The following is a 26104-nucleotide window of genomic DNA, read 5'->3' on the forward strand; positions in this document are numbered from 1 at the left end:
GAGACCCTCATGCGACGGCGCCGATCCCTCACCAGCCGCGGCGCCGGTGCGCTCATCGCGGCGCTGTGCTGCATGATCGCCGCCAACGTCCTCGGCGCCCGCATCCTGCTCTACATCGGGGTGCTGCTCGCCGCCCTCACGCTGTTCTCACTCCTCGCCGTCCGCCTCCCCCGCCGCTCCGGGACGGTCACCCGTCAGATCTCCACCGACCTGCTGACAGTGTCGGAGACCTCGAGGGTGACGGTGCGCTTCACGCTGCGTGCGCTCCGCGTGCCGCGAGGGCTGTGGCACGACGTGCTGCCCGACGCCGTCACCGGCGACTCGGGCGGCGAGTACCCGCCCGAGACCGGTCAGCTCACCTACCTGATCACCGGCGTCCGACGCGGCGTCTGGCCGCTTGGGCCGCTCATGCTGCGCACGGTGGATCCGTTCGGGTTGGCGCAGCGCGAGCAGCCGTTCGGCGACACCCGCAGCGTCACCGTCGTGCCCGAGGTCTTCGCCCTCGCCCCGCTCGCCGTGCGGGTCGGAGCCGCCGGAGGAACCGCGCACACCTCGTCGACGAGGCTGGGGCAGGGCAGCGACAACCTGTCACCGCGCGGCTACATCCCCGGCGACTCGATGCGTCGCATCCACTGGCGGGCGACCGCACACCGTGGGCAGCTCATGGTGCGTCAGGAAGAGGAGGAGTCGAGCCCTGACGCGGTCGTCGTGCTCGACCGCAGCAGTCGCCACTGGGACGCGCCGGGCGTCCACGCCGATCCGGCCTTCGAGACTGCCGTTTCCCTGTGCGCATCCGCCGCCATCCATCTCGCGTCCGAGGGCTACAGCGTCGACGTGATCGACGGCGCGGGAACTCTGCTCGGCGCCCTGCGCGGGCACGAAGACGACCGCGACGGACTGCTCGTGGCGCTGGCGATGGTGACCCCCCGCGGCGAGAGCCGGGACCTGGCGTCGCTCATCGGCGGCACGCCTCCTGGCCCGCTGGTCTTCATCACCGGGCGCCTCGATGAGGAGGACGCCGCCCTGCTGCGTCCGGCGGGAGCCACCGCCCCGATGCTGTTCAGCACCGAGCTGCTGCCCGGTGCCGCCGAGGCCTCCGTCCCGCACGGCTGGACGGTCGTGGAGATCGGCGAGGACATCGCCGAGGCGTGGGAGGATGCCGTCTCGGCGCGGATCGGGGTCGGCGATGTTCCGCGCTGAGCAGTCACCCGCGACCGCGGCCGCCCCCGCGCCGACCGCGCCACGGTGGCATCGCGACCGTGAGGAGACGACCGGTGTCGTCGGCCCCGGTGCGATGGCGGCTGCGGCGACGCTGGTGGCGACGTGGCCGTACACGTCGGTCATCTCTCCGGGCACCTGGTCGGGCACGGTCCTCGTCGTGGTTATCGTCGTGGCCGGCACGGGAATGCTGCTGCGGCACCTGCTGCGCCGACGGGCGGCATGGGTCCGGGACACCGGCACCCTCCTCACCCAGATCGTCGTGGCCATCGGCGCCGTGACGCTGCTCGTCGCGGGTGACACCGCGATCTTCGGGGTGGTCCCGACGACGACCACCCTCGCGGTGTTCGGAGCCCTCGGGGCCGCGGCCTTCGAGGAGGTCGCGTTCGGTTCCGCGCCGCTCGACGCCTCGCCCGGGCTCGCCGCCACGATGGGCGCCGGCTTCGCGATCGTCGCGATCCTCCTCGACCAGCTCGTGGCGCACCGCTCGGCCGTGCTGGCCGCGCTGCTGACCGGCGCCATCGGCGCGGTGCCGATGATCGTCACCCTGGGTGAGACGAACGTGATCTGGTTCGTGCTCTACGGCGTGATGGCCCTGCTCCTCTTCCGTTACACCGCGCGCCGGCATCCGGAATCGCCTCGCCGATCGTCGACCTCGCTCGCCGTCGCGCTGGGGGCCGCCGCGCTGGTCACGACCGTGGCCATCGCACCCGCGCTGCCCGTCGCCACGAGCATGGCCGGCACCGGCGTCGGCGTCACGGTCGACGCATCGCTGCGCCTCGGTGACGACCTGCGCCAACCGAACCCGGTCGAGGTGCTGACCGTGGCGGCGGACGGCGAGACCGCCCCCTACCTGCGGCTGACGACGCTCTCCCGATTCGACGGACGCGTCTGGCAGCCGGACCGAGGCGACCTGCAGTCGCAGGACGACGGCTTCGGCGCCCCGGAGTGGGGTGAGGAGATCGCGACGGAGGAGGAGAACACCTCCATCCGGGTGCTGCGCATGTCGAGCTCGTGGCTTCCGGTGCCGTACCCGGCCACCGCCGTGCAGGGTCTGAGCGGCTCGTGGCGGGTCTCCCCCGACAACCGCACGCTCTTCTCGCGCAGCGCCGATGCCGTCGGCAACGATTACACCGTCACCTCGTCCCGCCTGATCCCGACGCTCGAGCAGATCCGCGCGATCGACGCCGCGCCCCCCGTCGACGATCCCGAGGCGGAGCCCGTGGAACTGCCTGGCATCATCGCCGAGACGGCCACCGACGTGACCGCGGCTGCGAGCACCGACTACGACCGACTCGTGGCACTGCAGAACTGGTTCCGCTCGCAGTTCGCATACTCCCTCGAGACACCGGTGCAGGAGGGCTTCGACGGCACGGGTGCGGAGGCCGTGGCGCAGTTCCTCGAAGAGCGCCAGGGGTACTGCGTGCACTTCGCCGGAGCCTTCGCGCTGATGGCCGAGAGCCTGGGGATGCAGGTGCGCATCGTGGTCGGCTACCTGCCCGGCGCGCTCACCGACGAGAAACGGGGCACGGAATCGGTGTTCTCCGTGACCAGCGATCAGCTGCACTCCTGGCCGGAGGTGCTCTTCCCCGGCGTCGGCTGGGTTCCTTTCGAACCGACCGCCTCCCTGGGCGTGCCGACCGCCTTCCGCGCAGGAGTGACGCAGGGCGGTGGCTCCGGAGACCCGTCCGTCCCCGTCCCCACCACGGCCCCGCAGAGTGAAGAGACCTCGGGGCCGGAGGTGGACCGCGAAGACGCCGGCAGCGACTCGGCGGACGGCGACGCACAGCGTGGCCTCGACGCGATTCCGCTCGTGCTCACCGCACTCGGAGCCGTCGTGCTGCTCCTGCTGCCGGCGCTCATCCGCGTCGTCGAGCGCCGCGGCCGTATGAACCGGGCGCGAAGCGGGGACCCGGCCGCGGCGTGGGCCGAGCTCCGCGACACCCTGATCGACCTGCAGTGGGAAGTGTCCGATGCCGAGACCCCGCGCGTGCGTGCGGCCGGACTGGTGCGGGAGAGCCAGGTGGACCCGGAGGCGATGCGTCGACTCACGGATGCCGTCGAGCGGTCCAACTACGCCCGGTCCGGCGAGGCATCGGCAGATCTCTCCGAGCCGCTGCGACAGGTCTTGGCGCAGCTGCGCGCCAGCGTCGACCGACCGACCCGGGTGCGCGCCGCACTGCTGCCGCGGTCGCTGTACGCTCCGCGAGCCGCCGAGCCGGGAGCGGCGGCCTGACGGCAGGGCTCCGGGACGCTCGGCTCGGGTCGGCTGGGTCGGTCGAACCCGCGTTCAGGCGGCGTGAGTCGTGCAGGACACGGCGACGCACGCCTCGCACACCACGAACTGCGAGCGGCAGGAGAGATCGGGGCAGTTGGCGGTGCGCTTGGTCGGCGTCCCGCAGCCGACGCACTCGCCGATGACCCGCGCGTGGTCGGAGAAATCGACGGAGCCACGGCCGTCGAACACATACAGCGAGCCGTCCCAGAGACCGTCATCGCCGTACTTCTCGCCGTAGCGGACGATGCCGCCCTCGAGCTGGTAGACCTCGCCGAAACCGCGCGCCGTCATCAGGCTCGACAGCACCTCGCAGCGGATCCCGCCGGTGCAGTAGGTCACGACCGGCTTGCCCTTCAGGTCGTCGTAGGCGCCGGAGTCGAGGAGCTGCACGAAATCGCGGGTCGTCTCGGTGTCGGGCACGACCGCGCCGCGGAACCGCCCGATCTGCGCCTCGAGGGCGTTCCGGCCGTCGAAGAACACCACGTCGTCGCCGCGTTCCTCGATCAGGCCGTGGAGTTCTTCGGGAGTCAGCCGCGTGCCGCCACCGACGACGCCGTGCTCGTCGACCCGCAGCTCCCCCGGGGCTCCGAACGACACGATCTCGTCACGCACCTTGACGCTGAGCTTGGGAAAGTCGAGGCTGCGGCCCTCGGCATCGAGCCCCGTTCCCTCGCTCCATTTGATGTCGGCGTCGGCGAACGGCGTATACGAGCGAAAGGAACGGAGCCATTTCTTCAGGACCGTGATGTCACCACCGAGAGTGCCGTTGATCCCGTCCTTCGAGATGAGCAGTCGTCCGCGCAGCCCGAGCGCCTCGCCGATGTCGCGCTGCCAGACGCGCACGGCGTCGGGGTCGGCGAGGGGCGTGAACGCGTAGAAGAGGACGATCTTGGGGGTTGCCACCCAGGAATCCTACGTCGGGTGCGGGTGGTGGGCGGAACCCGCTCAGAGCCGGTCCCGGCCGCGCTACTTCACGTCGCGCTTCAGAAACGCGACTGCGCCAACCCCGAGTGCCGCCACCACCCACCCTGCTACCACCAGCACGGCCAGCCATGTGTCGAGGCTGTCCTTCGGTTCCACTCCCAGGGCGGAGATGTCGAGCTGAAGGGCTTCGAGCATTGCGAGGAGCGGAAGGTAGGCGGCGCCGGCACTCCAGAAGGGCGCCACCAGCATCGCCGCCGCCATCGACATGGATGCGGCGAACAAAGCCACCAGATGGGTCTGGATGACGATCCCGAGCCCCATTCCCCAGAGGCCCGCGACAGCGCCGAGCGCAACGACGGGGCCGACCGATGACCACTGCACAGGAATGCCGCCCATGGCGATCATCAGCGCAATATGACCCCCCACCACGCCGGCGAGAGTGACGACCGCACCGCCGAAGGCAGCGGTGGGCATTCGGGTGAGGAAGATCACCCACCGAGGCTGGAGCATCAGACGCTGCGCGATGACACCATCTCGGCGGTCGACGGTGTACCGGAAGGAACCGTAAACAGCCGCGACGACTGCCCCATAGGTCGCGAGCACGGCCCCGAAGGGTGCCATGAGCGCCTCGCGGACATCAGCAGGCGCAGCCGCGAACTCCGGTGGGACACTCGTCGCCAGGGAGAGCGACATCACGAATGCCGCAACCGCGCTCCAGAGGAGGACGACGTCGGCCGTGAAGCTCCGGCTCTGAGCGCACAGAGCCCGCAGAATCACGAAACGGCCCTTCGTCTCCGGTACCACGCGAGCGCGACCAGGCCGACAGCCCATGCGAGCGCGACAGCGAGGGCGGGGATGAACTCGAGCAGCTGATCCTGGTACCCGGGAACGCTCAGTGCGGCAAGAGCCAACCCGGGCGAGAACCGCGCCAGCTCGGGTGCGTTCCGCAGCAGCGCGAACTCCACCGCCATCGGGATGGCGAGAACGAGAGCCGCCGTCACATAGTAGTTCCGTGTGATCCATCCGACGGCGCCCCCGACGAAGGCACCGAGCACGGAACCGAGCAGAGCTCCCGCATATATCTGCCAGGCATCCTGGGTGAGCACGAGCGAGAGTCCGTTCTGAGCGAGAAGGAAGTGCACCCCCACCGTCCACAGCACGAAGATGCACACTGACAGTGCGCTCGCGACAAAGGCACCGGCGACGAGCTTTCCCGTGAATGCGCGACGAAATCCGACGCCGGTCAGCGTTCTGTCCATCGAGCCGTAGTAGTACTCGCGGGTGACACCGTATGCCCCGGCGAACGCCGCGGCGATGGCGGACCAGGCAAGCGGCTCCAGGAGCCGGGTCGTGGCAGCGCCAGCCTCGACGCCGGCGACATCGAAGCGGGAGCCGTCGGAGAAGAGAACGAACAGGGGCATGAGGAGCGCGATGAAGTAGACGGGCAGAATGGAGAGGCCGCTCACCGCGCGCAGCACCTCGCTCCGAATGGCTCGTCTCATGCGGGTGCTCCTTCGACCAGGTCGAAGTACTTGCTCTCGAGAGAATCGCGGTCGCTCGTCACGAGGTCGCCGAGCCGCCCGGCGTAGAGCGCGCGCCGCTTGATGACGACGACCTCATCCACGACCTGTTCCAGTTCGGCCAGTTGATGACTGGCGATCAAGACGGTGCCGCCGCTTTCCGCGAAGCCGCGGAGGAACCGGCGGAGCCAACGAATGCCGTCGGGGTCCAACCCGTTCGCCGGCTCATCGAGGATGAGAGTGCGCGGAGAACCGATGAGAGCAGCAGCGAGTCCGAGCCGCTGGGCCATTCCCGTCGAATAGGTCTTCACACGGCGACGGGCGTCTGGGGCGAGTCCGACCATCTCCAGGACCTCATCGACCCGGCCGGAAGATGCGCCGGCCGCGAGTCGGGATATCTCCAGATGCCGTCTCGCGGTGATCCCGAGCTCGAAGCCGAAGCCGTCCATGTGCACGCCGACGTGGGATGCGGGGTTGTCGAGTGCGGTGAATGGGGCACCATCGATGAGGCTGTCGCCGCTGGTCGGCGCGAGCAGGCCCACGATGCTGCGCAGAGTCGTCGACTTGCCCGCGCCGTTGGGACCGAGTAGACCGACGATGGAACCGCGCGGCACAGCGAACGACAGCTCTTCTACGGCCGTCCGGTTCCCATATCGCTTGGTGAGCGCTCGGACTTCGATTGCTTGGTCGTTCATCCTGATCCTCTTTCTACTTCTCGTTCTGGGATGCCGAAAGTGGCTGCATCACGCCGGTGGCCCAGAGGAACTCCCACAGACTCACCATTCCGAGATCGAACCTCGCCTGCCCGACCTCGGGAGGGCTCCCGCCTCTGTCGGATACATCCACTTCTGCGAAGGACACGGCCGAGACCGACACGCCCGCCGCTGTGGCGGGAACCAGAGCATCGAGCGGCACCCTCGTGGGCTCGGGTCGCTGCGGTCTCGCGGTTCCTTCACCGACCTGCCGGCTGCCCAGGATGCCGCTGCTCAAGAGCACGATAGGGGTCCCGTCGCGCACCTCCACTGCCGTTTGCCCGTCGGCGTGGACAAGGACCACCCGACCGCCTTCTGTGGAGAAGCCGAAGGTGGCGGTCATCGGTACGGGGATCACGGCTCCGGCGATCACGATGATCGCACCCAGCGCGGCGCAGACCGAGATGAAGCGCAGTCGCGACACACCTGACCGGAGCACCCGGTGCAGGGCCCTCCATAAAAGCCCCATCCCGACGAGCACGACGACGGCTTCCAGCGCCACCACGAACATCCCGAGACTTGGTCCGCCCGCGGCCAGAGATCGGACCGCGCGTGTGACGGCGAGCAGCACCAGCGTGATCGGTGCGATGAGGCTCGCGAGGCCGAACGGCACGCTCCACCACGTGTTCACGCTCTTGCTCATGCGCCGTCCGCCGAAGAGGAGGCCTGTCAGGAAGTTCGCTCCGTCGCGAATCGTCCGATTCCTGAGGTTCGGCTCGTCCAGCGCACTCATGAGCGCGATGTACCCGTCGAACCGCACGAACGGGATCAGATTGACGAGGACGATGGCTGTGCAGGAGAGACCAAGGATCTGCAGGGTCTCGCGGACGACCGGTTGCGGAGCCACCAGCGCCGCCGTGAGTGCGATCGCCGCGACCACGGCGTGCACGGCGGGTCCGGCAAGAGCGACTTCCACGCGCTGCCGACGGCGAGGCAGGCGCCAGCCATCCGTCACATCGACGAAAAAGGCGGGAGCGAGATAGAAGAGCATGACGCCGGCGCGCCGGGGCCTGCCGCCGTAGCGCGTGAGTGTGAGGCCGTGGGCGCTCTCATGGAGCAGGGTGAGGCACGCGAGGACGGCGACGAGAACCACGATCGCCCCCAAAGGCATGGGCGTGGTGACGACGTTCAGCAGCTCTCTCGCCTGAAGGATGGCCGCCATGAACCCCAGGCTGAGCACGGCCGCAACGGATACCAGGATCGTCCGGCGTGGGAGGGGCGCGATCAGACGGTGCAGTCGACCGAAGATGGCGGCCGCACGAAGGGTTGCGATCTGCAGCGTGAACGGGGGCCGATAGGTCAGCCGACCGGGCGGCAGCTTGGTGTCGCCCTCGAGCAGCCCCGTGGCGCGGAAACGCTGGACCAGCTGGAGGAAGCTCTCGGAGGACTCGGATGCGGCGAAGCGCAGATGCAGATCGTGAAGCGAGGTCGTGCCGTCCATCGCCGACAGCAGGTCGACGACCGGCCGCGAAACCCTGGATGAAGGCACGCCGTGCAGCACTGCTATCCCCGTCGATTCATCGCCGACTCCCACGAACGTGACTCCGGTCGACAGAAGCGGACACGTGTCTGCAGTGAGCGGTGCTGGTGCGGAGCTCTTTCTCCTCCGAAGGGAACTAGTCGGAAACATCGCCATCCGCCATTCCCCAGGCCCCCGCCCACGACGTCTTGAGAAGGAGGATCTCCGCTCCGAGGTGCGTTCGAACAGGAGATACGGCAGGTTCGTGGAAGCCGGCTTCGACGAGTTCTCTCGCGAGAACCTCGTGGCTGAGCAGCTGCAATCGGCTGGTGAGGATGGTGACTTCGCCGCCAGGGGTCACGTCTGAGGCACGGACCCAATTGACCACCCGCGCCGCGCCGTCCGCTTCCACCTGCTGGGAGAAGAGATAGATGTCGTCTTGGCCTCTACCGGGGACTCTGATCTCACGCTCTGTCGGCACGGCGAGACTCTGCGCAGACGCACCTGTGGCGACGGTGAAGGCGAAGACGCCGCCGGGCGCGAGGTGACGCCGCACGTTCGCGTAGAGAAGCGACCTTCCTTCGTGATCGAGCAAGGTGATGGACGTCGCGCCGATGATGACGAGCTCGTACCGGGCCTCCAGCGAGAAGTGACGCATGTCCGCGACGATGCACTCGACGGCCGACCGCTCCGGCAAGGCGCGTCGCAGGTGGGCGAGCATGTCGTCCGAAAGGTCGATGGCGGTGACTCGCTTGCCGGATCTCACCAGCGGGATCGTCACTCTCCCGCTTCCCGCGGCGAGATCGAGTACAGGCCCCGCGGCATCTCTCGCGAGTGCCAGCATCTCTCGAATCTCGGCACGGTCGGGGCCGACGAGTCGCTCATAGAAGTCGGTGCCCTCCCCTTCGTACAGGTCTTGTTCCCGGGGACGCGCCCCGACCAGGTCGAGTCGCGCCTGCATGGCTTCGGTGATCAGTCCTGGCATTCGATGGCCTCTCAGCGTGAGCAGTGGAGTGCGGGCGGGTGTGGTCCGCCCGCACCCCTCGGTCAGGTTGCGATCGCTGCCGCACCGCCGATGATGGCGATGATGTAGCCCGCGTGCTCCCACCATTCGAGTGGTGCGTCGATCTGTTCGAGTTCCTGGAATTCCAGCGATCTCGTCAGCATTTGGTACCTCCTCAATCGGTAGTCGGATACGACTACTACGTCAGCGCGAGAATCCCGATGATGACGCCCGCGGCGAATCCCCGCAGGAAGTCCTCGCCGTCGTTCAGCGCTTCCATGGCCTCGAGTTCGGTGAACTCGAGCTTCGGCATCGTGGCCTGCATATTTCCTCCTTTCGTTTCGTCACCCTCATCGGGTCGACGAGATCACGTCGCTGCGGCTGCGCCGATTCCGATGAGTATCAGTGCGCCGATCGCGCCCTCATAGAAGCTCTCCCAGCTGGGGGCTTCCATTTCGTCGAGTTCTTGAAAGCAGATCTGCCTTTCAACACCGTTGTTCATTGAATTCACCTCCTTCATGTCGAACGTGAGAGGTTGGCATGGGGGTGCCAACGGGCTGAGCGTTCCAGCACGAATCGCGGAGCACATCACGGAAGTCCGCCGCGAGAAGTCCGCGAAGCATCGGTTGGCGATGCCCCCACGCTTTCTCGGTGGCCGTGGAGATGCGACCGATCTCGTCAGCCGTCGGCTTCGCCGGGCACGGGATTCCCCACCCGTCGACGAGCGCAGCCGCGCCGGCGGGCGGATCGAGAGGCAACCCGGTCCCGGCGGTGACCCCGGCCCAGAAATCCTGGAGGCTCTCACGATCCCCCCAGCGTGACTCACCCGAGCAGATTCGCCGCCACACGGCAGCGATGATGCCAGCCGTTGCGACCATCTTGCGAACCCCGAGCACGAACGCGACTTCGTTCGCCAGGTACCAATGACGGGCGCCGTAGGGGTCGGGGCCCCTGAGCGCTGCGGTGCGCTGGGTCGCTGCGCTCAGACGCGCGACGCGCAACCTTCCCGTGGGGGAACCCGAGTGACGAGCGGCGGTCTCGAGGAGTGCCCTACCGAGCGTGACGGCGTCGCTTTTCGCCCTCGCACTCCTTCCCGGACTCGTCGACGCCCCTGCCAGGCGAAGGAACGCCTCCAGCGCTCCCTCCCTGACCGAAGTCGGCCGGAGGGTGACCGAATTGCAGGGATCGATGATGGCGTGACGCGGCCTCAGGGAGCGCCCGACGATGAGGCGATTGCCGTGTTCGTTTCTGAGGATGGCGACACTGTTCGTCTCCGACGAGGTGCCGAGCGTAGTCGGCATGGTGACGATGTCGACGGGCGGCGGAGCATCGGGCAGGAATGTCAGTGGCGCCCTCGACGCATGTTCGACGGCGTAGTCGAACACCCGCCCATTGGCGAGCGCGAGCGCGGCGAGCTTGCTGGCGTCGAGTACGCTCCCTCCACCGACTGCCACGATGACGCGTGGAGGGCGGCGAACGATCTCGCGCGCGATAGCTACCACCGTCGTGACGTCTGAGGCGAGTGCGTCGATGTCGATCATCCTGGCGTTGCAGTCGTCCAGGAAGGGAACCGTGACGGCCGCATCAGCGATCACCAAGGTCTCCCGTCCCGCCGTGAGGCGCCCCACCGTCTCCCGTGCGATCCCGCTTCCGTGCCATAGCGTGGGAACGCGCCCCGCAAAGCCTCTATTCATGCGGAGATCTCCCGTGACTGCGCCACACCCGCACGCACCGCCGTATCCATTTCCACGAGTTCCCCGGGGGTGAACCCGTACGCCGGAATCAGTTCGATGGAGCTCGGCCCCGGCTGCACAAGGACGCCGTTCGCTGCGACCGCGGAGACGACGCGAAGAACCTCGGGACCGGAGAGCGGATTCCCATCCTGGTCGCAGAGTTCCAACCCGAGAAAGCAGCCGCGTCCCGTGACCCCGGTGACGATGCCGTCCGACACCAATCGTGTCGTGAGCTGTGACAACTCGTCTGCCAGTGACATGGTCACCGATTCCACGTCGATGCGGTGCAGCTCCTCGATGACGGCGACGATCGCCGCCGAACACCCTGGTGTCCCCGCCTGCGTCTCGCCGTGGATGAACGTCCAGCCTCCTCGGACGAACTCGGAGGCCACACGGTGCCCGACAAGGAGTGCTGCGGCGCCCATCGCGCCGTTCGTCAGTGCTTTCGAGAGGATGAGGACGTCGGGTGCGGCCGCCCAGCGGTCGGTAGCGAACATCGTCCCGGTGCGGCCGAATCCCGTCGCGACCTCATCAGCGACGATCAGAAACCCGTACTCCTCCCTCAAAGCGAGAAGACGGTGCACGAAGGCATCTGAGAGCGCGTACGCGCCGCTGCCCAGGACGGGCTCGACGACGACCGAGGCCACCCGCGACCCTTCGCGTGAGAGCAGTGTCGCCAGCTCCTCCCCGTCATCGCTGTGCGACACGTGCCTCACCGATCTGCGATCGACCGAATAGACCGCTTGGTGGAGTTCATCGCCACTCAGTGCATGGCTGCCGTACATGGTGCCGTGATAGCTACCCTTCAGTCCGACGACGAGCGATCGGGACCCGGAGCCCTTCTGCACCCAGTACTGTCGCGCCAGCTTCACGGCGGCATCGTTCGCTGCCCCGCCCGACGTCGAGAAGATGACACGGCGGTATCTGCTCGGTTTCGCCAGTTCGATGAGAGCCTCCGCCGCGATTTCCGCATACCTGTGCGGCGCTCTGAACAGGGACAGGTACGAGGCATCATGTGTCGCTCTGCTCACCGCTTCGGTCACCGCAGCGTTGCCGAAGCCGAGGGGGACATTCCACAGCCCGCTCGTCGCACAGAGGCGCGTGGATCCGTCAGCGAACTCGATGCGGTTTCCTGACGCGCCGACGGCCACTCGGTCAGGTGCGAAGGTGACGTCGGCCGGGAGCATCGAGGTCCACAGCGCGTGCGGGTCGGTCATGCGTCGACTCCCGTGGGGCGTGGTGCGGCGGCAGCGCGTCTGCCGGAGTGGATGCCGAGAGCGGCGAGGGCTGCACGGCACAGGGTCTCCGCTTCCGAGACAGAGATGCCGAGTTTTCGCGCCACCCGCTCAGCCGCGAGGGCGAGCGTGCTGGAAGTCTGGGCGACGGCGACCACCGTGGCAGTCATCGGCGACAGCAGCTGGCGACGCAGTGTGGTGGGGTCGGCCAGTAGGAAACCGTCTCCCGTCTCGAGCAGGAATGGATCGCGGATGGGCGGTTCGGCATCGGAGAGGTTGTCGTCGACCAGGGACCAGCCGAACCCCGTGATTCTCGCCGCACCGTTGGCAAGCCGGAGCATCTTCATGAGATCCGTCGCCTGGAGGTATCGACCGATCCACTCCCGATTCGCGAGGTCGGCGAGGAGCACATCTCTGGGCGCGATGTCGTGCCACGCGGCGACACCCGGAAGCGGGATCGTGAGCACCGCCGGCAGGTCATCGACATTGCCGATGTCGGCGCCGCGCACACCGATGCTCACTCTGCCATCGGAACTCAAGCGGATGGCGCTCGGAGTCTCCAGTCCGCGGGGGTCGGCAAGCGCTCTGCGGTCCGCGAGAAGAATCCGGGGGTCGAGCAGAGTCGAGGGAAAGATGCCCGTCCGTCGGGCGAGTTCAGCGTCATCGAGGAAGGCGCGCCAGCTCGACTCATCGAAGAAGCACACCGCAGTGGGGCCGACGATCTGAACGAACTCCGCAGCCGAATAGTCCTGGAGTTCGACTCCACGTTCTCCGAAGAACAGCTCGTCTCCGAGGTCGCGCAGTGCGCCGTTGTAATGGACGGCCGTGGCAGGTCCTCTGTACGGATCGCTTCCTGTCGGCAACAGCATGACGTCGTCCTTACTGGTCACCGCGTCCAGGTTCCGTGCCGAGGCTCCGACATCCACGAGGTACACCCGCGTGTGCTGATCGCGCACTCCGGTGATCCATTCACGCAGTGCCCGGGCTCCGACGCGTTCGATATCGACCGACCCTTCTTCGTCGCGCGTCATGACCCGTGCCGCCGGTAGCCGGTGACGTCGAATCCCGTCGCCGCAAACCTGTCCTGCAGCGCACGCACCAGCGGAGCGACCCTGCTCACCCGCGTGCCGAGTTCGGTGGCGAGCAGTGCCGTCGCCTCAAACTCCTCCGAGGTCGCGATCAGGCATTCCGCAGCCCTCGCGGAATCGACTCCGCGTCGGAGACGTCTGTGGCTCACTCGATCAACCAGGATGTACTCCTCGCCGTCCCCTGTAACGAGGAAGGGTGCATCGGCAGCCAGTATCGAGGGATATGCCCCACCCTCGTCGAGCACCGCGACAAGGTGGCGGCCGAATCCGGAGATGGCAGCACGAGGCGGTGCGCCCTCCCACCCTCGCATCAGATCGAGAGCCACCAGATACCGCCCGAACCACGGGCGGTCGTCGAGGTCCGCCTCGAGGACGCGAGGGTCGACGACCCCGGCAAACGAGCGCCCTCGCCCTGCTCCCGCCGCGGCCGTCGCCTCGATATCGGCCCGTTCATCGCCCACGCTCCCGAGCAGAAGCCCGTCAGGCCCGTCTCGATACTCCCCATGACGCGTGACGTGGACCCGACCGATTGAGTCGCCGATGAGGTCCGCCGCGAGAGAGGAGGCCCAGGAATCCAACAGCACTTCCGTGTTCAGTAGCTGACCCACGAAGACGCCGGAGTTCCGCGCCGTGTCGGCATCGCTCAGGAAGGCGGCGATCCCCGCTGCCGAGAACTGCCGGACGACGGTCGGACCGGCGAAGGTGGTGAAGGGAACAGCGACGTAGTCCTGCAGTTCGAAGGTGTGGCGCCCGCCGAGGGTGATCTCATCGCCGGGTTCGAGGAAGGAACCGTCGTACGCGATGGTCCGCGGATCGGGATGTCGTATGGGGGCGATCACGATGTCGCAGGGCTCCGCCGCGTGCAGCACCTCCTCGATGTGGTCTCCGGATTCGAGGAAGAACACGGCGCCCTCGACGATTCCCCGCCTTCCGCTGACGTACTGCTCGAAAGCAGTGGCCGTGCGGTGGCTCGGCCGTGATGCCGTGGTCGCGCTGTCCTGCATACTCTCCCCCAGACGACGAGGACCTTGATCGAACACGATCTGTCCTCATCTGAGGCTATACAGCTGACGTGTGACATGCAATATTCTGCCCGCGGCATCCTCGCGACCGGCCGAGGGCCGCGCGTCAAGGCTCTGTCACGCCACCCTCCCCCGATCGGATAGGATGGACAGGTTGTTCCTGGTGACGTGTCCGAGCGGCCGAAGGAGCACGCTTGGAAAGCGTGTGTTGTGCAAGCAACCGCGGGTTCGAATCCCGCCGTCACCGCCAGAAACGCAAGAAGGGTCTCCGCGCCAGCGGGGGCCCTTCTTGCGTTTCTCTCCAGTACGGGGATTCGGGGAGGAGCGAGCGCCGGGATACGCCCCCGGCTCACTCAGCCGTCGAAGCGCACGCCGTAGATCTGCCCACCGGGCGCTGCGGGCAGTCGCGTCATCCCGAGCCGCTCGTAGAACGCGGCCGCTCCGGCGTTGTTCGGGTCGATCCCCAGGTGCAGTCCGCGCACCCCGCGGCGGGTCAGCTCGGCGAACAGGGTCTCCATGAGCCCGCGCCCGAGTCCCTGCCCCTGTGTCTCGGGGAGCAGATCGATGTGCAGATGGGCGGGGTACTCGGCGGCGTTCGGCTCGATGCCCGGGGCTCGCTCGTACCCGTACTCGACCATCCGCTCCTCCCGGGTCGCGGGCTCCGCAGACCGGGGGTATCGCTCCTGCAGCCCGGGCCACCACTCGTCGCGGAACCAGGTGTAGAAAGCGTCAGTGTCGTCCGTCGCCACGATGTACCCGATGGTGCGCTCGTCGTCGCTCTCGACCACCCAGGCGAGGTCGGGATGCCGCTCGGCATAAGGAACGGCGAACAGGTCGCCCCACAGCGAGTCGTCGGAGAGGATGCCGGTCGCATCCCCGCCCGCGTCGGCGGTCTGCACGCAGATCTCGTACAGCGCGGCACGATCGGTGGGGCGGTAGGGACGGATGCGCGACACGAAGGCTCCTCTGACTGAACGGTCCGGTTCAGCCTATCGGCGCCTCCACCTCGGACTTCTTCTGCTGCACCCAGGGCAGCAGCCACGCCGCCAGCACGAGCACGACGCCGGCGCCGACGAGCGCACCGCCGAGCGTGTCGGTGGCCCAGTGCACCGACAGGAATGTCCGCGAGAGCGCCATCGCCAGCACCCACAGCACACCGAGGATCGCGGTCCAGACCCGCGGGAACAGCACCCAGACCACGAGCGCGATCGTCGCCGCGTTCGCGGTGTGGCCGGATGGGAACGAGCCGTAGTCGCTCACCACCAGCATGTCCTCCGGGCGCGCTCTTCCGAAGAGCTGTTTGAGCAGCTGCACCGCACCGGCGCTCGCGGCGAAGCACACGGCCGCGAAGACCGCACCACGCCAGCGTCGTGCGAGCACGAGCACGAGGATCGCCAGCAGCGGCACCCCGAGGATCGCCACCCAGCCGCCGCCGATCCAGTCCATGACCAGCGCGAACTGCAGCAGCCAGTCACCCCGGATGCCGGCGACCGTCTCGTTCCACCAGTGGTCGAAGCCGGGCGTCTCCGGATACACGAACACCACCAGGGCACCGAGCACCGTCGCGAGCGCGAGGAGGCCCACTCCCCACCACAGCAGCATCCGCCTGTCCATCGTCCCATTCTGCGGGACGAGGCCCTGCCGATCAGGGATTGAGCATCCCGACGGTCCGCGGACGCACGACGAACCAGAGCGAGAGGATGCCGATGGCCGCGCAGCCGACCATGACCGAGGCCATCGTCGTCGCGGTGATCCCGGCGTCGTGGGAGAGCCATCCGACGACCGGTGAGATGAGCCCGGCGACACCGAAGTTCGTCGCGCCGATGATGGAGGCCGCGGTGCCGGCCGCTTTCCCGTGGCGGTCCAACGCCAGCACCTGCACGTTGGGGAACGTGAAACCGCAGGCGGTCATGAACACGAAGAGCGGGATGACCGTTCCCCAGAGTCCGAGCCCGAGCTGGTCGGTGACGATGATCGCGACGCCGGCGAGCAGCAGCACGGCGGTGGAGTAGGCCATGACCCACTGCGGTCCGAACCGGGCGGCGAGACGAGACGCGGTCTGGACGCCCGCGACGACGCCGAGCGAGTTCACGGCGAAGAGCAGGCCGTATTGCTGCGCATCGAGTCCGTGCGTGACCTGGAACAGGAACGGCGAAGCCGAGAGGTAGGAGAACAGCCCCGAGAAGGTCATGCCGCCGATCACCAGCACACCGAGGAAGACCCGATCCGAGAGCACCGAGCGATAGCGCTGCAGCATCGTCGCGCCACCGCGGTCCTGTCGGCGGGCGACGGGCAGTGTCTCCGGGATGAACAGGATCGCCGAGGCCAGCATCACGACGCCGTAGGCGGCGAGGACGACGAAGATCCCCCGCCAGGGCATGAGAGTCAGCAGCCAGGAGCCGATGAGCGGCGCGATGACCGGGGCAACACCCGACACCAGCGCGAGACGCGAGAGCATGACCACCAGGCGGCGGCCGCCGAACAGGTCACGCACGATGGCCATGGCCACGACGCCACCGGCCGCGGCTCCCACACCCATGAGGACGCGCGCGGCGCTGAGCAGACCGAGGTCCGGAGCGAACGCCGCTCCGACGCTGGCGAGCACGTGCAGGGCGGTGACCGCGATCAGCGGCACCCGGCGGCCGACCTTGTCGCTGAGCGGACCGACGACGAGCTGCCCGAGGGCGAAGCCGATCATCGTGCCGGTGAGGGTCAGCTGGATCGCCGCAGCCGTGGTCTGGAAGTCCTCCTCCAGCACCGGGAAGGCGGGGAGGTAGAGGTCGATCGTGAACGGCCCGAGCGCCGTGAGCGCGCCGAGCAGGATGATGTACAGCGTCCGGCGACCGAGGGAGATCGCATCCCCCGGGTGCAGCATGATGGGCGCCGTCGCCGGGTTCGCGCCGAGGGTGCGGATGGCGCCGGTCGCGGTGGAGGTGCGGATGCTGCCGGTGGCGGTGCGCTCGGGCTCTGCGGCCGGAGCAGTCTCCGATGCATCGGGTCGCGAGGTGGAGATGGAGTCAGTGCGGGGAGCGTCGGACACGACGTCCTTCCAGAGTTCGGGGTGCGTGGTCGAATCGATTCGCCAGGGGAAAGAACCCATGCTACCGCCGACCCGACCCCACCCCCGCGATGGCTCCGGGTGGGAAGTCAGCGCGCGATGCGCTCCAGACCCTGCTCGAGGTCGGCGAGCAGGTCGCCGATGTCCTCGATCCCGACCGAGAGTCGCACGACGTTCTCCGGAACTGCGAGCTCGGTGCCGCGCACCGACGCGTGGGTCATGTCCGGCGGGTACCCGATGAGGGATTCCACGCCGCCCAGCGACTCGGCCAGCTGGAACAGCGAGGTGCTCTCGGCAAATGCCCGTGCGGCATCGGCACCCGCGGCGAGTCCGAGCGAGAGCATCCCACCGAAGGCGCTCATCTGCGAGGCGGCGATCTCGTGACCGGGGTGTGCCGCGAGTCCGGGGTAGTACACCTGCGCGAACTCGGGGCGCGCCGCCGCCCACTCCGCGATCGCCTGCGCGTTCTCGGAGTGCTGGCGCATCCGCAGCGCCAGCGTCTTGATGCCCCGCGTGGTGAGCCAGGCGTCCAGGGGCGCGGATACCGCACCGACCGCGAACTGCTGGAACTTCACCTGATCGAAGAAGCGGTCGTCGCTGAACACGACGGCGCCCCCGAGCACGTCCGAGTGGCCGCCGAGGTACTTCGTCGTGGAGTGCACGACCAGGTCGGCCCCGAGCGCGAGCGGCTGCTGGAGCGCGGGCGAGGCGAAGGTGTTGTCCACGACCACGATCGCACCGGACTCGTGTGCGACCTCGGCGATCAGGGCGATGTCCACGACCTTCAGCAGCGGGTTGCTCGGCGTCTCGAGCCACACGATCTTCGTCTCTTGGCGGATCGCGGCGCGGAGCACATCCACATCCGAGAGCTCGACCGTCGTCGTGTCGATTCCCCACGGCGAGAGCACCTTGGTGAGCAGTCGGTACGTGCCGCCGTACACGTCGTTGCCGAGCAGCACGTGATCGCCCGGCTTCAGGATGCCGCGCAGCAGAGCGTCTTCGGCGGCAAGACCCGAGGCGAAGGAGAGTGCGCTCGCGCCGCCTTCGAGCGCGGCCAGCTGCGTCTCGAGCGACGACCGCGTGGGGTTGCCGGCACGGTTGTATTCGTAGCCCTCGCGGAAACCGCCGATGCCGTCCTGCACGTGCGTGGAGGACTGGTAGATCGGCGGGATGATCGCCCCCGTCGTCGGGTCGGGAGCTTGTCCTGCATGGATGGCGCGAGTGGCGAAGGCGTGGTCGGACATGCCCTCAGCCTACGACCGCCCCCGCAGCGGAGGCCCTCCCGTTACGCCCGGGGTCAGGCGCCGTCGGAGCGCTCAGCGGGAGAGGTACCCGAGCAGATCCTGTCGCGTCAGCACCGTGTGCGGCTTGCCGTCTTCCGTGACCAGCAGGGCATCGGCGTCGGCGAGCGCCGTCTTCGCCTGGGCGACGGAGGCATGGATGCCGATGAGCGGGAGCCGCTCCCCCACGTGCGCTCCGACGGCATCGGTCGCGCTCGCCTCGCCGCGGAACAGCAGGTCGAGCAGTCCCTTCTCATCGACCGTGCCGACGACCTCGCCCATCATGACGGGCGGTTCGGCGCTGAGCACGACCAGCTGCGACACGTCGTACTGCGTCATCATCCCGATGGCCTCGAGCACCGTGTCGGTCGGATGCGCGTGCACGAGGTCGGGGATGCCCTCGCCTTGGCGCGACGGCCGCGCGGCGAGCACATCGGCGACGGTCTCGCCCTCCTCCACGTCGCTGAACCCGTAGGAGCGCATCCATCCGTCATTGAAGATCTTCCCGAGGTAACCGCGGCCGCCGTCGGGAAGGAGAACCACCATCACGGCATCGGCGGGCAGTTCGCGCGCGACGCGCAGGGCGCCGACGACGGCCATGCCGCTCGATCCGCCGACGAGGATGCCCTCCTCGCGGGCGAGCCGTCTCGTCATCGCGAACGAGTCCGCGTCGCCCACCGCCACGATCTCGTGCGGGACGGTCGGGTCGTAGGCGCCGGGCCAGATGTCCTCCCCGACACCTTCGACGAGGTAGGGACGACCGGTGCCGCCGCTGTAGACGCTGCCCTCCGGGTCGACGCCGACGATGCGCACCCGGCCTTCCGACACTTCGCGGAGGTAGCGCCCGGTGCCGGTGATCGTGCCGCCCGTGCCGACGCCGGCCACGAAGTGCGTGACCTTACCCTCGGTGTCGCGCCAGATCTCGGGTCCTGTGGTCTCGTAGTGGCTGCGCGGACCGTTGGGGTTCTCGTACTGGTTCGGCTTGAACGCGCCGGGGATCTCACGGGCGAGTCGGTCACTGACGCTGTAGTACGACTCCGGGCTTTCCGGCGCGACCGACGTGGGAGTCACCACGACCTCCGCGCCGTAGGCCCGCAGCACGTCGATCTTGTCGTCGCCCACCTTGTCGGGCAGCACGAACACGCACTTGTAGCCGCGCTGCTGAGCGACGAGTGCCAGGCCCACTCCGGTGTTGCCGCTGGTGGGTTCGACGATCGTGCCGCCGGGCTTCAGGTCGCCGGAGGCCTCGGCGGCATCGATGATGCGCGCGGCGATGCGATCCTTCGACGAGCCGCCCGGGTTCAGGTACTCGAGCTTCACGAGCACCGTGCACGCGACGCCCTCGGTGACGTGAGTGAGCTTCACGAGGGGCGTGTCGCCGACGAGGTCGACGATCGAGTCTGCGTACTTCATGACTTCAGGGTAGACGCGCGGATGCCGCGGGCGGGGCTGTGTTTCGCCCACCCGCGGCATCCGTTCTCACGAAAGGCCCCCTGTGTCTTCCGAAGCGTCAGCCCTTCGTCGACCCCGCCAGCAGGCCGCGTACGAAGTACCGCTGCAGCGCGAAGAACACGATGAGCGGGACGATGATCGAGACGAACGCACCCGCAGTGAGCAGGTACCAGCCCTCACCACGTCCGGTGATCTCGGCGAGCACCTTCGTGATCGGAGAGGCGGCACCGTCGGCGAACACGAGCGCCACGAGCAGATCGTTCCAGACCCAGAGGAACTGGAAGATCGCCACGGACGCGATCGCCGGCATCGTGAGCGGAAGCACCACGCGGAAGAAGATCTGTCCGCGGGACGCGCCGTCGACGCGCGCGGCCTCGATGATCTCGCCGGGGATCTCCGACATGAAGTTGTGCAGCAGGTAGATCGCGAGCGGCAGCGCGAACATCGTGTGGGCGATCCACACCTGCGCATAGCCGCCGGCGACATCGAGCCCCTCCGTCACCTGCACGCCGAACAGGTTGATCCCTCGGGAGAACGATGACAGGAGAGGCACCAGAGCCATCTGGATGGGAACGATCTGCAGCGCGAACACGAAGATGAACAGCGCGTTGCGACCCTTGAACTCGATCCACGAGAACGCATACGCCGCCATCGCCGCGATCATCAGCGGGATGAGCGTCGCCGGGATCGTGATGACGATCGAGTTGAAGAAGGATTCCAGGATCGTCAACTGCGTGGTGCCGGACTGCAGCACCGCCGCGTAGTTGTCGAGCGTCAGCCTCGGGTCGGTGAAGACCGTCCACCAACCGGTGGTCTCGATCGCTTCCCGGTCGCGGAACGACGAGATGAAGAGGCCGAGGGTCGGAACGGTCCACACGACGGCGATGATGATCGCGGCGACGCTCGCCCAGGGCCGACTGAGCCGCTTGCGCGCTCGTCCGGCCGAAGCCTCGAACCGGCCCGCGGTCGTGATGGCCCGCGTGCTGTCGCCGGCGTCTGTCTTCACGGTGTCGGTCATCGGATCTCCCGCTGCTTCTTGATCTGGCGTGCGTTGTAGATGACGATCGGCAGCACCAGGATGAACAGGATGACGGAGAGCGCAGCGCTGCGACCCGCCTCGAACTTCGAGAACTGGGTGTACATCTCATTCGCCAGCACCGACGTGCCGTAGTTTCCGCCGGTCATCGTGCGGACGATGTCGAACACCTTCAGAGAGGCGATCGAGATCGTGGTCAGCACGACGATGAGCGCCGGACGGATCGACGGGATCGTCACCGACTTGAAACGCTCCCAGGCGTTCGCACCGTCGAGTTCCGCCGCTTCCAGCAGCTCAGCTGGCACGCCCTTGATCGACGCCGAGAGCACGACCATCGCGAAACCGGTCTGCACCCAGATCAGCACCACGATGAGCGCCAGGTTGTTCCACGGACCGTTCAACAGGAACTGCTGCGGCTCGCCGCCGAACCACACCAGGATCTGGTTGAGCAGACCGATCTGCTCGAACTCCGGGCCACGGTAGGCGTACACGAAGCGCCAGATGATGCTGGCACCGACGAACGAGATCGCCATCGGCATGAACACCAGCAACTTGTAGATCTTCTCGCCGCGGGTCCGATCGATGAACACCGCGTACCCGAGGCCGATCATCGTGGAGAGCGTCGGGACGAGCAGCACCCACACGATGGTATTGATCACCGAGGTCACACCGTCCGACTGCGTGAAGATCCAGAGATAGTTGGCAAACCCGACGAAGTCGCTGCCGGTCGAGTTCCAGAACGACGCATAGACGGTCTGGATCGACGGCAGGATGAGGCCGGCGAGGAGCAGCAGCATCGCCGGAGCCATGAAGGCCACGAGCTGGATCAGGTAGCCCGCGCCGTCGCGGGACCGGTAGTCCAGGAAGAAGAACAGTGCACCGACGGCGACCGCGACTCCCATCGCCCAGTAATAGGAGTTGAAGAACCACATCACCGCGAGCGGGATGAGCAGGCACATCGCGAGGCGGATGCCGGTGTAGAGAGCGCCCTTGCGCGGGGCGATGTCGACGAGCAGCAGGATCACCACCACGACCACCGCGAACGCGATGACCACGGCGAGCGCCTGGAGGATCGGCGGGAGTGTCCCGATCCATTGGAAGAACACAGTCGCGTTCATGGATTCCCCTTCATGAGACGGAGCTGATCAGCGGTCGGCGCGGCGATGCGCGGACCGGGTGTGAGAAGGAGGGCCGCCCCGCGGGGCGGCCCTCCTCATCCGATCAGCTGGAAGGCCAGCCGGTCTCGATCTGGGTCAGCACCTCATCGGTGGAGGTCCCGTTGATCCAGGCGACCATGCCCTTCCAGAAGGTTCCGGAGCCGACAGCACCGGGCATCTGGTCCGAACCGTCGAAACGGAACGTCACCGAGTCGTCCTGGAGGAGCTTGATCGACTCCTGCAGGATCGGGTCCTCGACCACGTCGAGGTCGACACCCTTGTTGGCCGACGTCACGCCACCCAGGGCGAGACGGCTGTTGGCCCACTCGGGGCTGGACAGGTACTCGAGCACCTTCTGCGTCGCCTCCGAGTCGCTGAACGCGCCGACGATCTCGCCACCACCGGTGATGAGAGTCTCGTCCGGGTTCGGGCTCGGCGTCAGGAACGCCCAGACATCGCCGTCCTCGGCGAAGTTCGTGCCCTCGGGGTAGAAGCCCGACAGGAACGAGGCCTGGTGGGTCAGCCCGCACTCGCCGCTCGCGACCTTCGCGGCCACGTCACCGAACGCGGTGGAGTTGATCGAACGCACGTCACCGAAGCCGGCGTTGACGTACTCCGGGTTCAGCAGGATCTCACCCGTGGCGTCGAACGCCTCCTTGATCTGCGGATCGGTGAAGGGGATCTCGTTCTTGACCCACTGGTCGTAGACGTCGGGGCCCGCGTTGCGGAGCACGAGGTCTTCGATCCAGTCCGTGCCCGGCCAGCCGGTCGCGACGCCGGACTCGAAGCCGGCGCACCACGGGGCAGCGCCACTCTTGTCCTTGATGGTCTGCGTCAGCGTGAGCAGCTCGTCCCAGCTGGTCGGCTCCTCGACGCCCCACTCGGCGAACTTGGTGGGCGAGTACCAGACCCAGCCCTTGACGCTCGCCATCAGCGGCGCGCCGTAGAACGTGCCGTCGTAGGTGCCGAAGTCGACCCAGCCCTGCGTCCAGTACTCCTCGGCGTTCTTCTTGACCGCCTCCGGAGCCGGCTTCAGCAGGTCACGCGACGCGTAGTCCGCGAACAGGCCGGGCTGCGGGAAGATCGCGATGTCGGGCGGGTTGCCGCCCTGTGCGCGGGTGCCGAGCTGCGTCTCGAAGTCCTGGCTACCCTCGTACTTGATCTCGATGTCGTTCTCCTTCTCGAAATCCGCCCAGGATTCCGCGAGGAGTTCTGCTTCGCCCTCGACGATCGTGCCGTAGATCGTGACGGTGTTGTCTCCGCCGCCACCACCGCCGCCTCCGGAGGTCCCACCGGGAGCCCCGCATCCGGCGAGCGCGATGCCCGCGACCCCCAGCAGGGCGAGCGGCGCGTAACGCCGGGAACGCTGTGACAGAGCCATGTGAATTCTCCTCTTCGAGTACAGGGTCCCACCTGATGCGATGCCACCCCGCGGCACCGGTAGGGAACCGATTCCAGGCCAACCTACTGGCGATCGATATCCCGGCACAACACGGAAGGGTCACAAGCTCACAACCATTCGACTCAGATCGACGCCGTCGATGGGAGCGCTCCCTCGCGCACAGTGTGGAACCGGTTCCTTTTGAGCGCTTCGAGGACTACGCTGTCACCCGGCGCGGCGACCGCGCCGCCACCCACGCAACCGCGTGATCAGGTCGAGGAGGACCGATGAGCACGATCGCGGACGTCGCTGCGCGTGCCGGGGTGTCGAAGGCCACCGCGAGCCGTGCGCTGAGCGGGCGCGGTTATGTCTCGGAGGACACCCGTGCCCGCGTCACGGATGCGGCGCGCGAGCTGTCGTATGTCGCGCACTCCTCCGCGACGAGCCTGGCCACCGGTCGCACGCAGACCGTCGGCGTCGTGATGCCGCCCGTGGACCGCTGGTTCTTCGCCGAACTGCTGGCGGGCATCCAGGAATCTCTGTTGACGCTCGACTACGACCTCGCGCTCTACGGCGTGCCCGAAGGTTCGCAGATGCGAGATCGGCTGTTCGAGAACGTGCTTCCCGGGCGACGATTCGACGGCATCATCGCCGTGGACATCCAGCCCAGCGCCCGCGAGCTCGAACGCCTGCAGCTTACCGGGCGTCCGCTGGTGAGCGTGGGTCCATACAGCGAAGGATCCACTGCCGTCTCCATCGACGACGCCGCCGCAGCCCGCATCGCCACCGAGCATCTCGTCGAACTCGGTCACACCGATATCGCCTTCGTCGGCGGCGCGTCCGACGGGAAAGCGTTGAGCCTCGGCGACGCCCGGCGACTGGACGGCTATCGCGGCGCGCTGCGTGCCGCGGGACTCACCGAGCACGCGCGGGTCGCGGGCGCCACTCCCACAATGCCGGGCGGCTACGCGGCGACGGCCGGTCTGCTCGGCGACCGTCGGAACCGCCCGACCGCGATCGTCGGAGTGTGCGACGAGGCGGCCATCGGCGCGATCATCGCCGCGCGTCGCCTGGGCATCGCGGTGCCTACCGAACTCAGCGTCGTCGGCATCGATGACCATCAGCACGCCGACATGTTCGCCCTGACCACGATCGGGCAATCGCCCCGCGAACAGGGACACGAGGCCGTGCGCCTCCTGATGCAGCGGATCGACAGGCCGGATGCTCCGCTCGAACATGTGTCGGCGGCATCCGCCCTCGTGGTGCGCAACTCCACCGCTCCGCCGCGCTGACCTGCGCGGAAAGCGCCGGAGACGCACGAAGGCCCCGGGCGAACCCGGGGCCTTCGATCAGAAACGCGTGAGCGTCGCGATTACTTGAGGGTAACCGTGGCGCCTGCCTCTTCGAGAGCAGCCTTGGCCTTCTCGGCGGTCTCCTTGTTGGCGCCCTCAAGGACAGCCTTCGGGGCACCGTCGACGACAGCCTTGGCCTCGCCGAGACCCAGCGAGGTGAGCTCGCGGACGGTCTTGATGACCTGGATCTTCTTGTCGCCAGCAGCCTCGAGGATGACGTCGAAGGAGTCCTTCTCTTCCTCAGCCTCAGCGGCGCCTGCGCCACCCGCAGCACCGGCAACGGCGACGGGAGCAGCAGCGGTGACCTCGAACTTCTCCTCGAACGCCTTGACGAAGTCGTTGAGCTCGACGAGGGTCAGGCCGGCGAACTGCTCGAGCAGCTCCTCAGTGGTGAGCTTAGCCATGATGTATCTCCTAGATAGATGGGGTTTGTAGACGAGATCGCAGGTCGCTTACGCGGCCTCTGCGGTCTCCAGCTTTTCGCGAAGAGCATCGATGGTGGCGGCAGCCTTGCCCATCGTCGCCTTCATCATGCCCGCAGCCTTCGCCAGCAGAACCTCACGGCTCTCGAGCGCGGCGTACTTGTTGACCTCGTCCGCGGTGAGGGCGTTGCCCTCGAAGATGCCGGACTTGATCACGAGAAGCGGGTTGGCCTTGGCGAAGTCACGCAGAGCCTTGGCGGTGGCGACGAAGTCACCGTGCACGAACGCGACAGCCGACGGACCCTTGAGGTCGTCGTCCAGCGCGGAGATGCCAGCCTTGTTGGCGGCGATCTTGGTCAGCGTGTTCTTCACCACGGCGTACTCAGCGTCCTGACGGATGCTGTTGCGCAGCTCCTTGAGCTGGGCAACCGTCAGACCGCGGTACTCGGTCAGCAGGACGGCGTTCGAGTTCTCGAATGACTTCGTGAGCTCGGCGACCGATGCATCCTTCTGCGCCATGGTCACTCCTTGGTGTGTACGAGGCGCCGCACGGTGGTGGGGCGCCGACCTGGACCACCTGCACAGAAAAAAGCTCCGGCGCAAGCGCACGGAGCTTTGAGAAGTTCGTGTCCTGCGCGGGCCCCTGCTGTGCAGAGCTTCGATCCGGCGTGATTGCGCACGCCTGATGACCAGCGGTCTTCGGTTGCCATAACTCTACCTCACCCGCTCCTCTC

Annotated in this window: 26 protein-coding genes and 1 tRNA gene; 4 read left to right on the top strand and 23 right to left on the bottom strand. The window is 67.5% G+C overall.

The window, feature by feature from the left end:
- Window positions 1–9 precede the first annotated feature (9 nt).
- Entirely contained in the window at window positions 10–1200 is a 1191-nt protein-coding gene (locus CQ034_RS13130; RefSeq protein ID WP_105711372.1) for a DUF58 domain-containing protein, read from the top strand.
- Window positions 1157–3454 carry a DUF3488 and transglutaminase-like domain-containing protein gene (locus CQ034_RS13135; protein ID WP_258134201.1) on the top strand — a complete coding sequence of 766 codons (2298 nt, stop codon included), beginning with the start codon at window positions 1157–1159 and terminating at the stop codon, window positions 3452–3454. Before CQ034_RS13130 ends, CQ034_RS13135 begins: the two co-directional genes overlap by 44 nt.
- 54 nt (window positions 3455–3508) lie before the next feature.
- Here CQ034_RS13135 and CQ034_RS13140 read toward each other — a convergent pair whose 3' ends face one another.
- The 13 genes from CQ034_RS13140 to mpaB (CQ034_RS13185) form a co-directional block, all read right to left on the bottom strand.
- Window positions 3509–4399 carry a rhodanese-related sulfurtransferase gene (locus CQ034_RS13140; RefSeq protein ID WP_105711374.1) on the bottom strand — a complete coding sequence of 297 codons (891 nt, stop codon included), beginning with the start codon at window positions 4397–4399 and terminating at the stop codon, window positions 3509–3511.
- Between the two features lie 63 nt (window positions 4400–4462).
- Window positions 4463–5197, bottom strand: a complete 735-nt coding sequence (locus CQ034_RS13145) for a hypothetical protein (RefSeq protein ID WP_105711375.1) — start codon at window positions 5195–5197, stop codon at window positions 4463–4465.
- Entirely contained in the window at window positions 5194–5922 is a 729-nt protein-coding gene (locus CQ034_RS13150) for an ABC transporter permease (RefSeq protein WP_105711376.1), read from the bottom strand. Before CQ034_RS13150 ends, CQ034_RS13145 begins: the two co-directional genes overlap by 4 nt.
- Complete coding sequence (locus CQ034_RS13155; protein ID WP_105711377.1) at window positions 5919–6635, bottom strand: ATP-binding cassette domain-containing protein; 717 nt, start codon at window positions 6633–6635, stop codon at window positions 5919–5921. Before CQ034_RS13155 ends, CQ034_RS13150 begins: the two co-directional genes overlap by 4 nt.
- Before the next feature lie 13 nt (window positions 6636–6648).
- Window positions 6649–8328: a daptide biosynthesis intramembrane metalloprotease gene (gene mpaP, locus CQ034_RS13160; protein WP_308737267.1), complete on the bottom strand. Its 1680-nt coding sequence runs from the start codon at window positions 8326–8328 to the stop codon at window positions 6649–6651.
- The gene (gene mpaM / locus CQ034_RS13165) at window positions 8309–9136 is read right to left on the bottom strand and encodes a daptide-type RiPP biosynthesis methyltransferase (protein ID WP_105711379.1); all 828 of its coding nucleotides are present in this window, start codon (window positions 9134–9136) and stop codon (window positions 8309–8311) included. The genes mpaP and mpaM overlap by 20 nt, the downstream gene beginning before the upstream one ends.
- Window positions 9137–9198: 62 nt before the next feature.
- Window positions 9199–9318 carry an MpaA3 family daptide-type RiPP gene (gene mpaA3, locus CQ034_RS19840; RefSeq protein WP_308737268.1) on the bottom strand — a complete coding sequence of 40 codons (120 nt, stop codon included), beginning with the start codon at window positions 9316–9318 and terminating at the stop codon, window positions 9199–9201.
- A gap of 35 nt (window positions 9319–9353) precedes the next feature.
- Complete coding sequence (mpaA2, locus tag CQ034_RS19780; protein WP_258134202.1) at window positions 9354–9479, bottom strand: MpaA2 family daptide-type RiPP; 126 nt, start codon at window positions 9477–9479, stop codon at window positions 9354–9356.
- A gap of 42 nt (window positions 9480–9521) precedes the next feature.
- On the bottom strand, window positions 9522–9656 hold the full coding sequence (gene mpaA1 / locus CQ034_RS19785) for an MpaA1 family daptide-type RiPP (RefSeq protein ID WP_258134203.1): 135 nt from the start codon (window positions 9654–9656) through the stop codon (window positions 9522–9524).
- Entirely contained in the window at window positions 9640–10749 is a 1110-nt protein-coding gene (gene mpaC / locus CQ034_RS13170) for a daptide-type RiPP biosynthesis dehydogenase (RefSeq protein WP_258134204.1), read from the bottom strand. The genes mpaA1 and mpaC overlap by 17 nt, the downstream gene beginning before the upstream one ends.
- Before the next feature lie 95 nt (window positions 10750–10844).
- Window positions 10845–12104, bottom strand: coding sequence for a daptide-type RiPP biosynthesis aminotransferase (gene mpaD, locus CQ034_RS13175; RefSeq protein WP_105711381.1), 1260 nt, complete (start codon window positions 12102–12104; stop codon window positions 10845–10847).
- Window positions 12101–13153: a daptide biosynthesis RiPP recognition protein gene (gene mpaB, locus CQ034_RS13180; RefSeq protein WP_105711382.1), complete on the bottom strand. Its 1053-nt coding sequence runs from the start codon at window positions 13151–13153 to the stop codon at window positions 12101–12103. The genes mpaD and mpaB (CQ034_RS13180) overlap by 4 nt, the downstream gene beginning before the upstream one ends.
- Window positions 13150–14214, bottom strand: coding sequence for a daptide biosynthesis RiPP recognition protein (mpaB, locus tag CQ034_RS13185; protein ID WP_105711383.1), 1065 nt, complete (start codon window positions 14212–14214; stop codon window positions 13150–13152). Before mpaB (CQ034_RS13185) ends, mpaB (CQ034_RS13180) begins: the two co-directional genes overlap by 4 nt.
- Before the next feature lie 180 nt (window positions 14215–14394).
- Between mpaB (CQ034_RS13185) and CQ034_RS13190 the strand changes: the two genes are divergently transcribed.
- Window positions 14395–14482, top strand: a tRNA-Ser gene (locus tag CQ034_RS13190).
- Window positions 14483–14585: 103 nt separating this feature from the next.
- Here the strand turns inward: CQ034_RS13190 and CQ034_RS13195 are convergent.
- The 8 genes from CQ034_RS13195 to CQ034_RS13230 all read right to left on the bottom strand — a co-directional run bounded on the left by CQ034_RS13195 (window position 14586) and on the right by CQ034_RS13230 (window position 23596).
- Window positions 14586–15188, bottom strand: coding sequence for a GNAT family N-acetyltransferase (locus CQ034_RS13195; RefSeq protein ID WP_105711384.1), 603 nt, complete (start codon window positions 15186–15188; stop codon window positions 14586–14588).
- A gap of 28 nt (window positions 15189–15216) precedes the next feature.
- The gene (locus tag CQ034_RS13200) at window positions 15217–15846 is read right to left on the bottom strand and encodes a phosphatase PAP2 family protein (RefSeq protein ID WP_036302883.1); all 630 of its coding nucleotides are present in this window, start codon (window positions 15844–15846) and stop codon (window positions 15217–15219) included.
- Between the two features lie 31 nt (window positions 15847–15877).
- A complete protein-coding gene (locus tag CQ034_RS13205; RefSeq protein WP_181156316.1) occupies window positions 15878–17272 on the bottom strand; it encodes a multidrug effflux MFS transporter in 1395 nt (464 codons plus the stop codon).
- Window positions 17273–17379: 107 nt separating this feature from the next.
- Entirely contained in the window at window positions 17380–18534 is a 1155-nt protein-coding gene (locus CQ034_RS13210; protein ID WP_105711385.1) for a cystathionine gamma-synthase, read from the bottom strand.
- Window positions 18535–18606: 72 nt separating this feature from the next.
- Window positions 18607–19983, bottom strand: coding sequence for a cystathionine beta-synthase (locus CQ034_RS13215; protein ID WP_105711386.1), 1377 nt, complete (start codon window positions 19981–19983; stop codon window positions 18607–18609).
- A gap of 97 nt (window positions 19984–20080) precedes the next feature.
- On the bottom strand, window positions 20081–21040 hold the full coding sequence (locus tag CQ034_RS13220; protein WP_105711387.1) for a carbohydrate ABC transporter permease: 960 nt from the start codon (window positions 21038–21040) through the stop codon (window positions 20081–20083).
- Complete coding sequence (locus CQ034_RS13225; RefSeq protein WP_105711388.1) at window positions 21037–22176, bottom strand: carbohydrate ABC transporter permease; 1140 nt, start codon at window positions 22174–22176, stop codon at window positions 21037–21039. Before CQ034_RS13225 ends, CQ034_RS13220 begins: the two co-directional genes overlap by 4 nt.
- 103 nt (window positions 22177–22279) lie before the next feature.
- Window positions 22280–23596, bottom strand: a complete 1317-nt coding sequence (locus CQ034_RS13230) for an ABC transporter substrate-binding protein (protein WP_105711389.1) — start codon at window positions 23594–23596, stop codon at window positions 22280–22282.
- 287 nt (window positions 23597–23883) lie between these two features.
- On the opposite strand from CQ034_RS13230, the gene CQ034_RS13235 reads away from it, so the two are divergent.
- The gene (locus tag CQ034_RS13235) at window positions 23884–24888 is read left to right on the top strand and encodes a LacI family DNA-binding transcriptional regulator (RefSeq protein ID WP_105711390.1); all 1005 of its coding nucleotides are present in this window, start codon (window positions 23884–23886) and stop codon (window positions 24886–24888) included.
- 80 nt (window positions 24889–24968) lie between these two features.
- Here CQ034_RS13235 and rplL read toward each other — a convergent pair whose 3' ends face one another.
- Both rplL and rplJ read right to left on the bottom strand, forming a co-directional pair.
- Entirely contained in the window at window positions 24969–25352 is a 384-nt protein-coding gene (gene rplL / locus CQ034_RS13240) for a 50S ribosomal protein L7/L12 (RefSeq protein ID WP_029261007.1), read from the bottom strand.
- 48 nt (window positions 25353–25400) lie between these two features.
- Window positions 25401–25889: a 50S ribosomal protein L10 gene (rplJ, locus tag CQ034_RS13245; protein ID WP_029261006.1), complete on the bottom strand. Its 489-nt coding sequence runs from the start codon at window positions 25887–25889 to the stop codon at window positions 25401–25403.
- Window positions 25890–26104 lie beyond the last annotated feature (215 nt).

Origin of the sequence: Microbacterium sp. MYb45, from assembly GCF_002979655.1 — a bacterium.
Classification (GTDB): domain Bacteria; phylum Actinomycetota; class Actinomycetes; order Actinomycetales; family Microbacteriaceae; genus Microbacterium.

Bases quoted from the DNA above. Each gene is read 5' to 3' on its own strand.
- CQ034_RS13155 (WP_105711377.1), bottom strand. From the start codon at position 6,635: ATGAACGACCAAGCAATCGAAGTCCGAGCGCTCACCAAGCGATATGGG.
- mpaB (WP_105711382.1), bottom strand. From the start codon at position 13,153: ATGACGCGCGACGAAGAAGGGTCGGTCGATATCGAACGCGTCGGAGCC.
- CQ034_RS13135 (WP_258134201.1), top strand. From the start codon at position 1,157: ATGCCGTCTCGGCGCGGATCGGGGTCGGCGATGTTCCGCGCTGAGCAG.
- rplL (WP_029261007.1), bottom strand. From the start codon at position 25,352: ATGGCTAAGCTCACCACTGAGGAGCTGCTCGAGCAGTTCGCCGGCCTG.
- mpaP (WP_308737267.1), bottom strand. From the start codon at position 8,328: ATGGCGATGTTTCCGACTAGTTCCCTTCGGAGGAGAAAGAGCTCCGCA.
- CQ034_RS13235 (WP_105711390.1), top strand. From the start codon at position 23,884: ATGAGCACGATCGCGGACGTCGCTGCGCGTGCCGGGGTGTCGAAGGCC.
- CQ034_RS13215 (WP_105711386.1), bottom strand. From the start codon at position 19,983: ATGAAGTACGCAGACTCGATCGTCGACCTCGTCGGCGACACGCCCCTC.
- CQ034_RS13150 (WP_105711376.1), bottom strand. From the start codon at position 5,922: ATGAGACGAGCCATTCGGAGCGAGGTGCTGCGCGCGGTGAGCGGCCTC.
- mpaA1 (WP_258134203.1), bottom strand. From the start codon at position 9,656: ATGAACAACGGTGTTGAAAGGCAGATCTGCTTTCAAGAACTCGACGAA.
- CQ034_RS13220 (WP_105711387.1), bottom strand. From the start codon at position 21,040: ATGACCGACACCGTGAAGACAGACGCCGGCGACAGCACGCGGGCCATC.
- mpaD (WP_105711381.1), bottom strand. From the start codon at position 12,104: ATGACCGACCCGCACGCGCTGTGGACCTCGATGCTCCCGGCCGACGTC.
- mpaA3 (WP_308737268.1), bottom strand. From the start codon at position 9,318: ATGCTGACGAGATCGCTGGAATTCCAGGAACTCGAACAGATCGACGCA.
- CQ034_RS13230 (WP_105711389.1), bottom strand. From the start codon at position 23,596: ATGGCTCTGTCACAGCGTTCCCGGCGTTACGCGCCGCTCGCCCTGCTG.
- CQ034_RS13130 (WP_105711372.1), top strand. From the start codon at position 10: ATGCGACGGCGCCGATCCCTCACCAGCCGCGGCGCCGGTGCGCTCATC.
- CQ034_RS13200 (WP_036302883.1), bottom strand. From the start codon at position 15,846: ATGGACAGGCGGATGCTGCTGTGGTGGGGAGTGGGCCTCCTCGCGCTC.
- mpaM (WP_105711379.1), bottom strand. From the start codon at position 9,136: ATGCCAGGACTGATCACCGAAGCCATGCAGGCGCGACTCGACCTGGTC.
- CQ034_RS13210 (WP_105711385.1), bottom strand. From the start codon at position 18,534: ATGTCCGACCACGCCTTCGCCACTCGCGCCATCCATGCAGGACAAGCT.
- mpaA2 (WP_258134202.1), bottom strand. From the start codon at position 9,479: ATGCAGGCCACGATGCCGAAGCTCGAGTTCACCGAACTCGAGGCCATG.
- rplJ (WP_029261006.1), bottom strand. From the start codon at position 25,889: ATGGCGCAGAAGGATGCATCGGTCGCCGAGCTCACGAAGTCATTCGAG.
- CQ034_RS13225 (WP_105711388.1), bottom strand. From the start codon at position 22,176: ATGAACGCGACTGTGTTCTTCCAATGGATCGGGACACTCCCGCCGATC.
- mpaB (WP_105711383.1), bottom strand. From the start codon at position 14,214: ATGCAGGACAGCGCGACCACGGCATCACGGCCGAGCCACCGCACGGCC.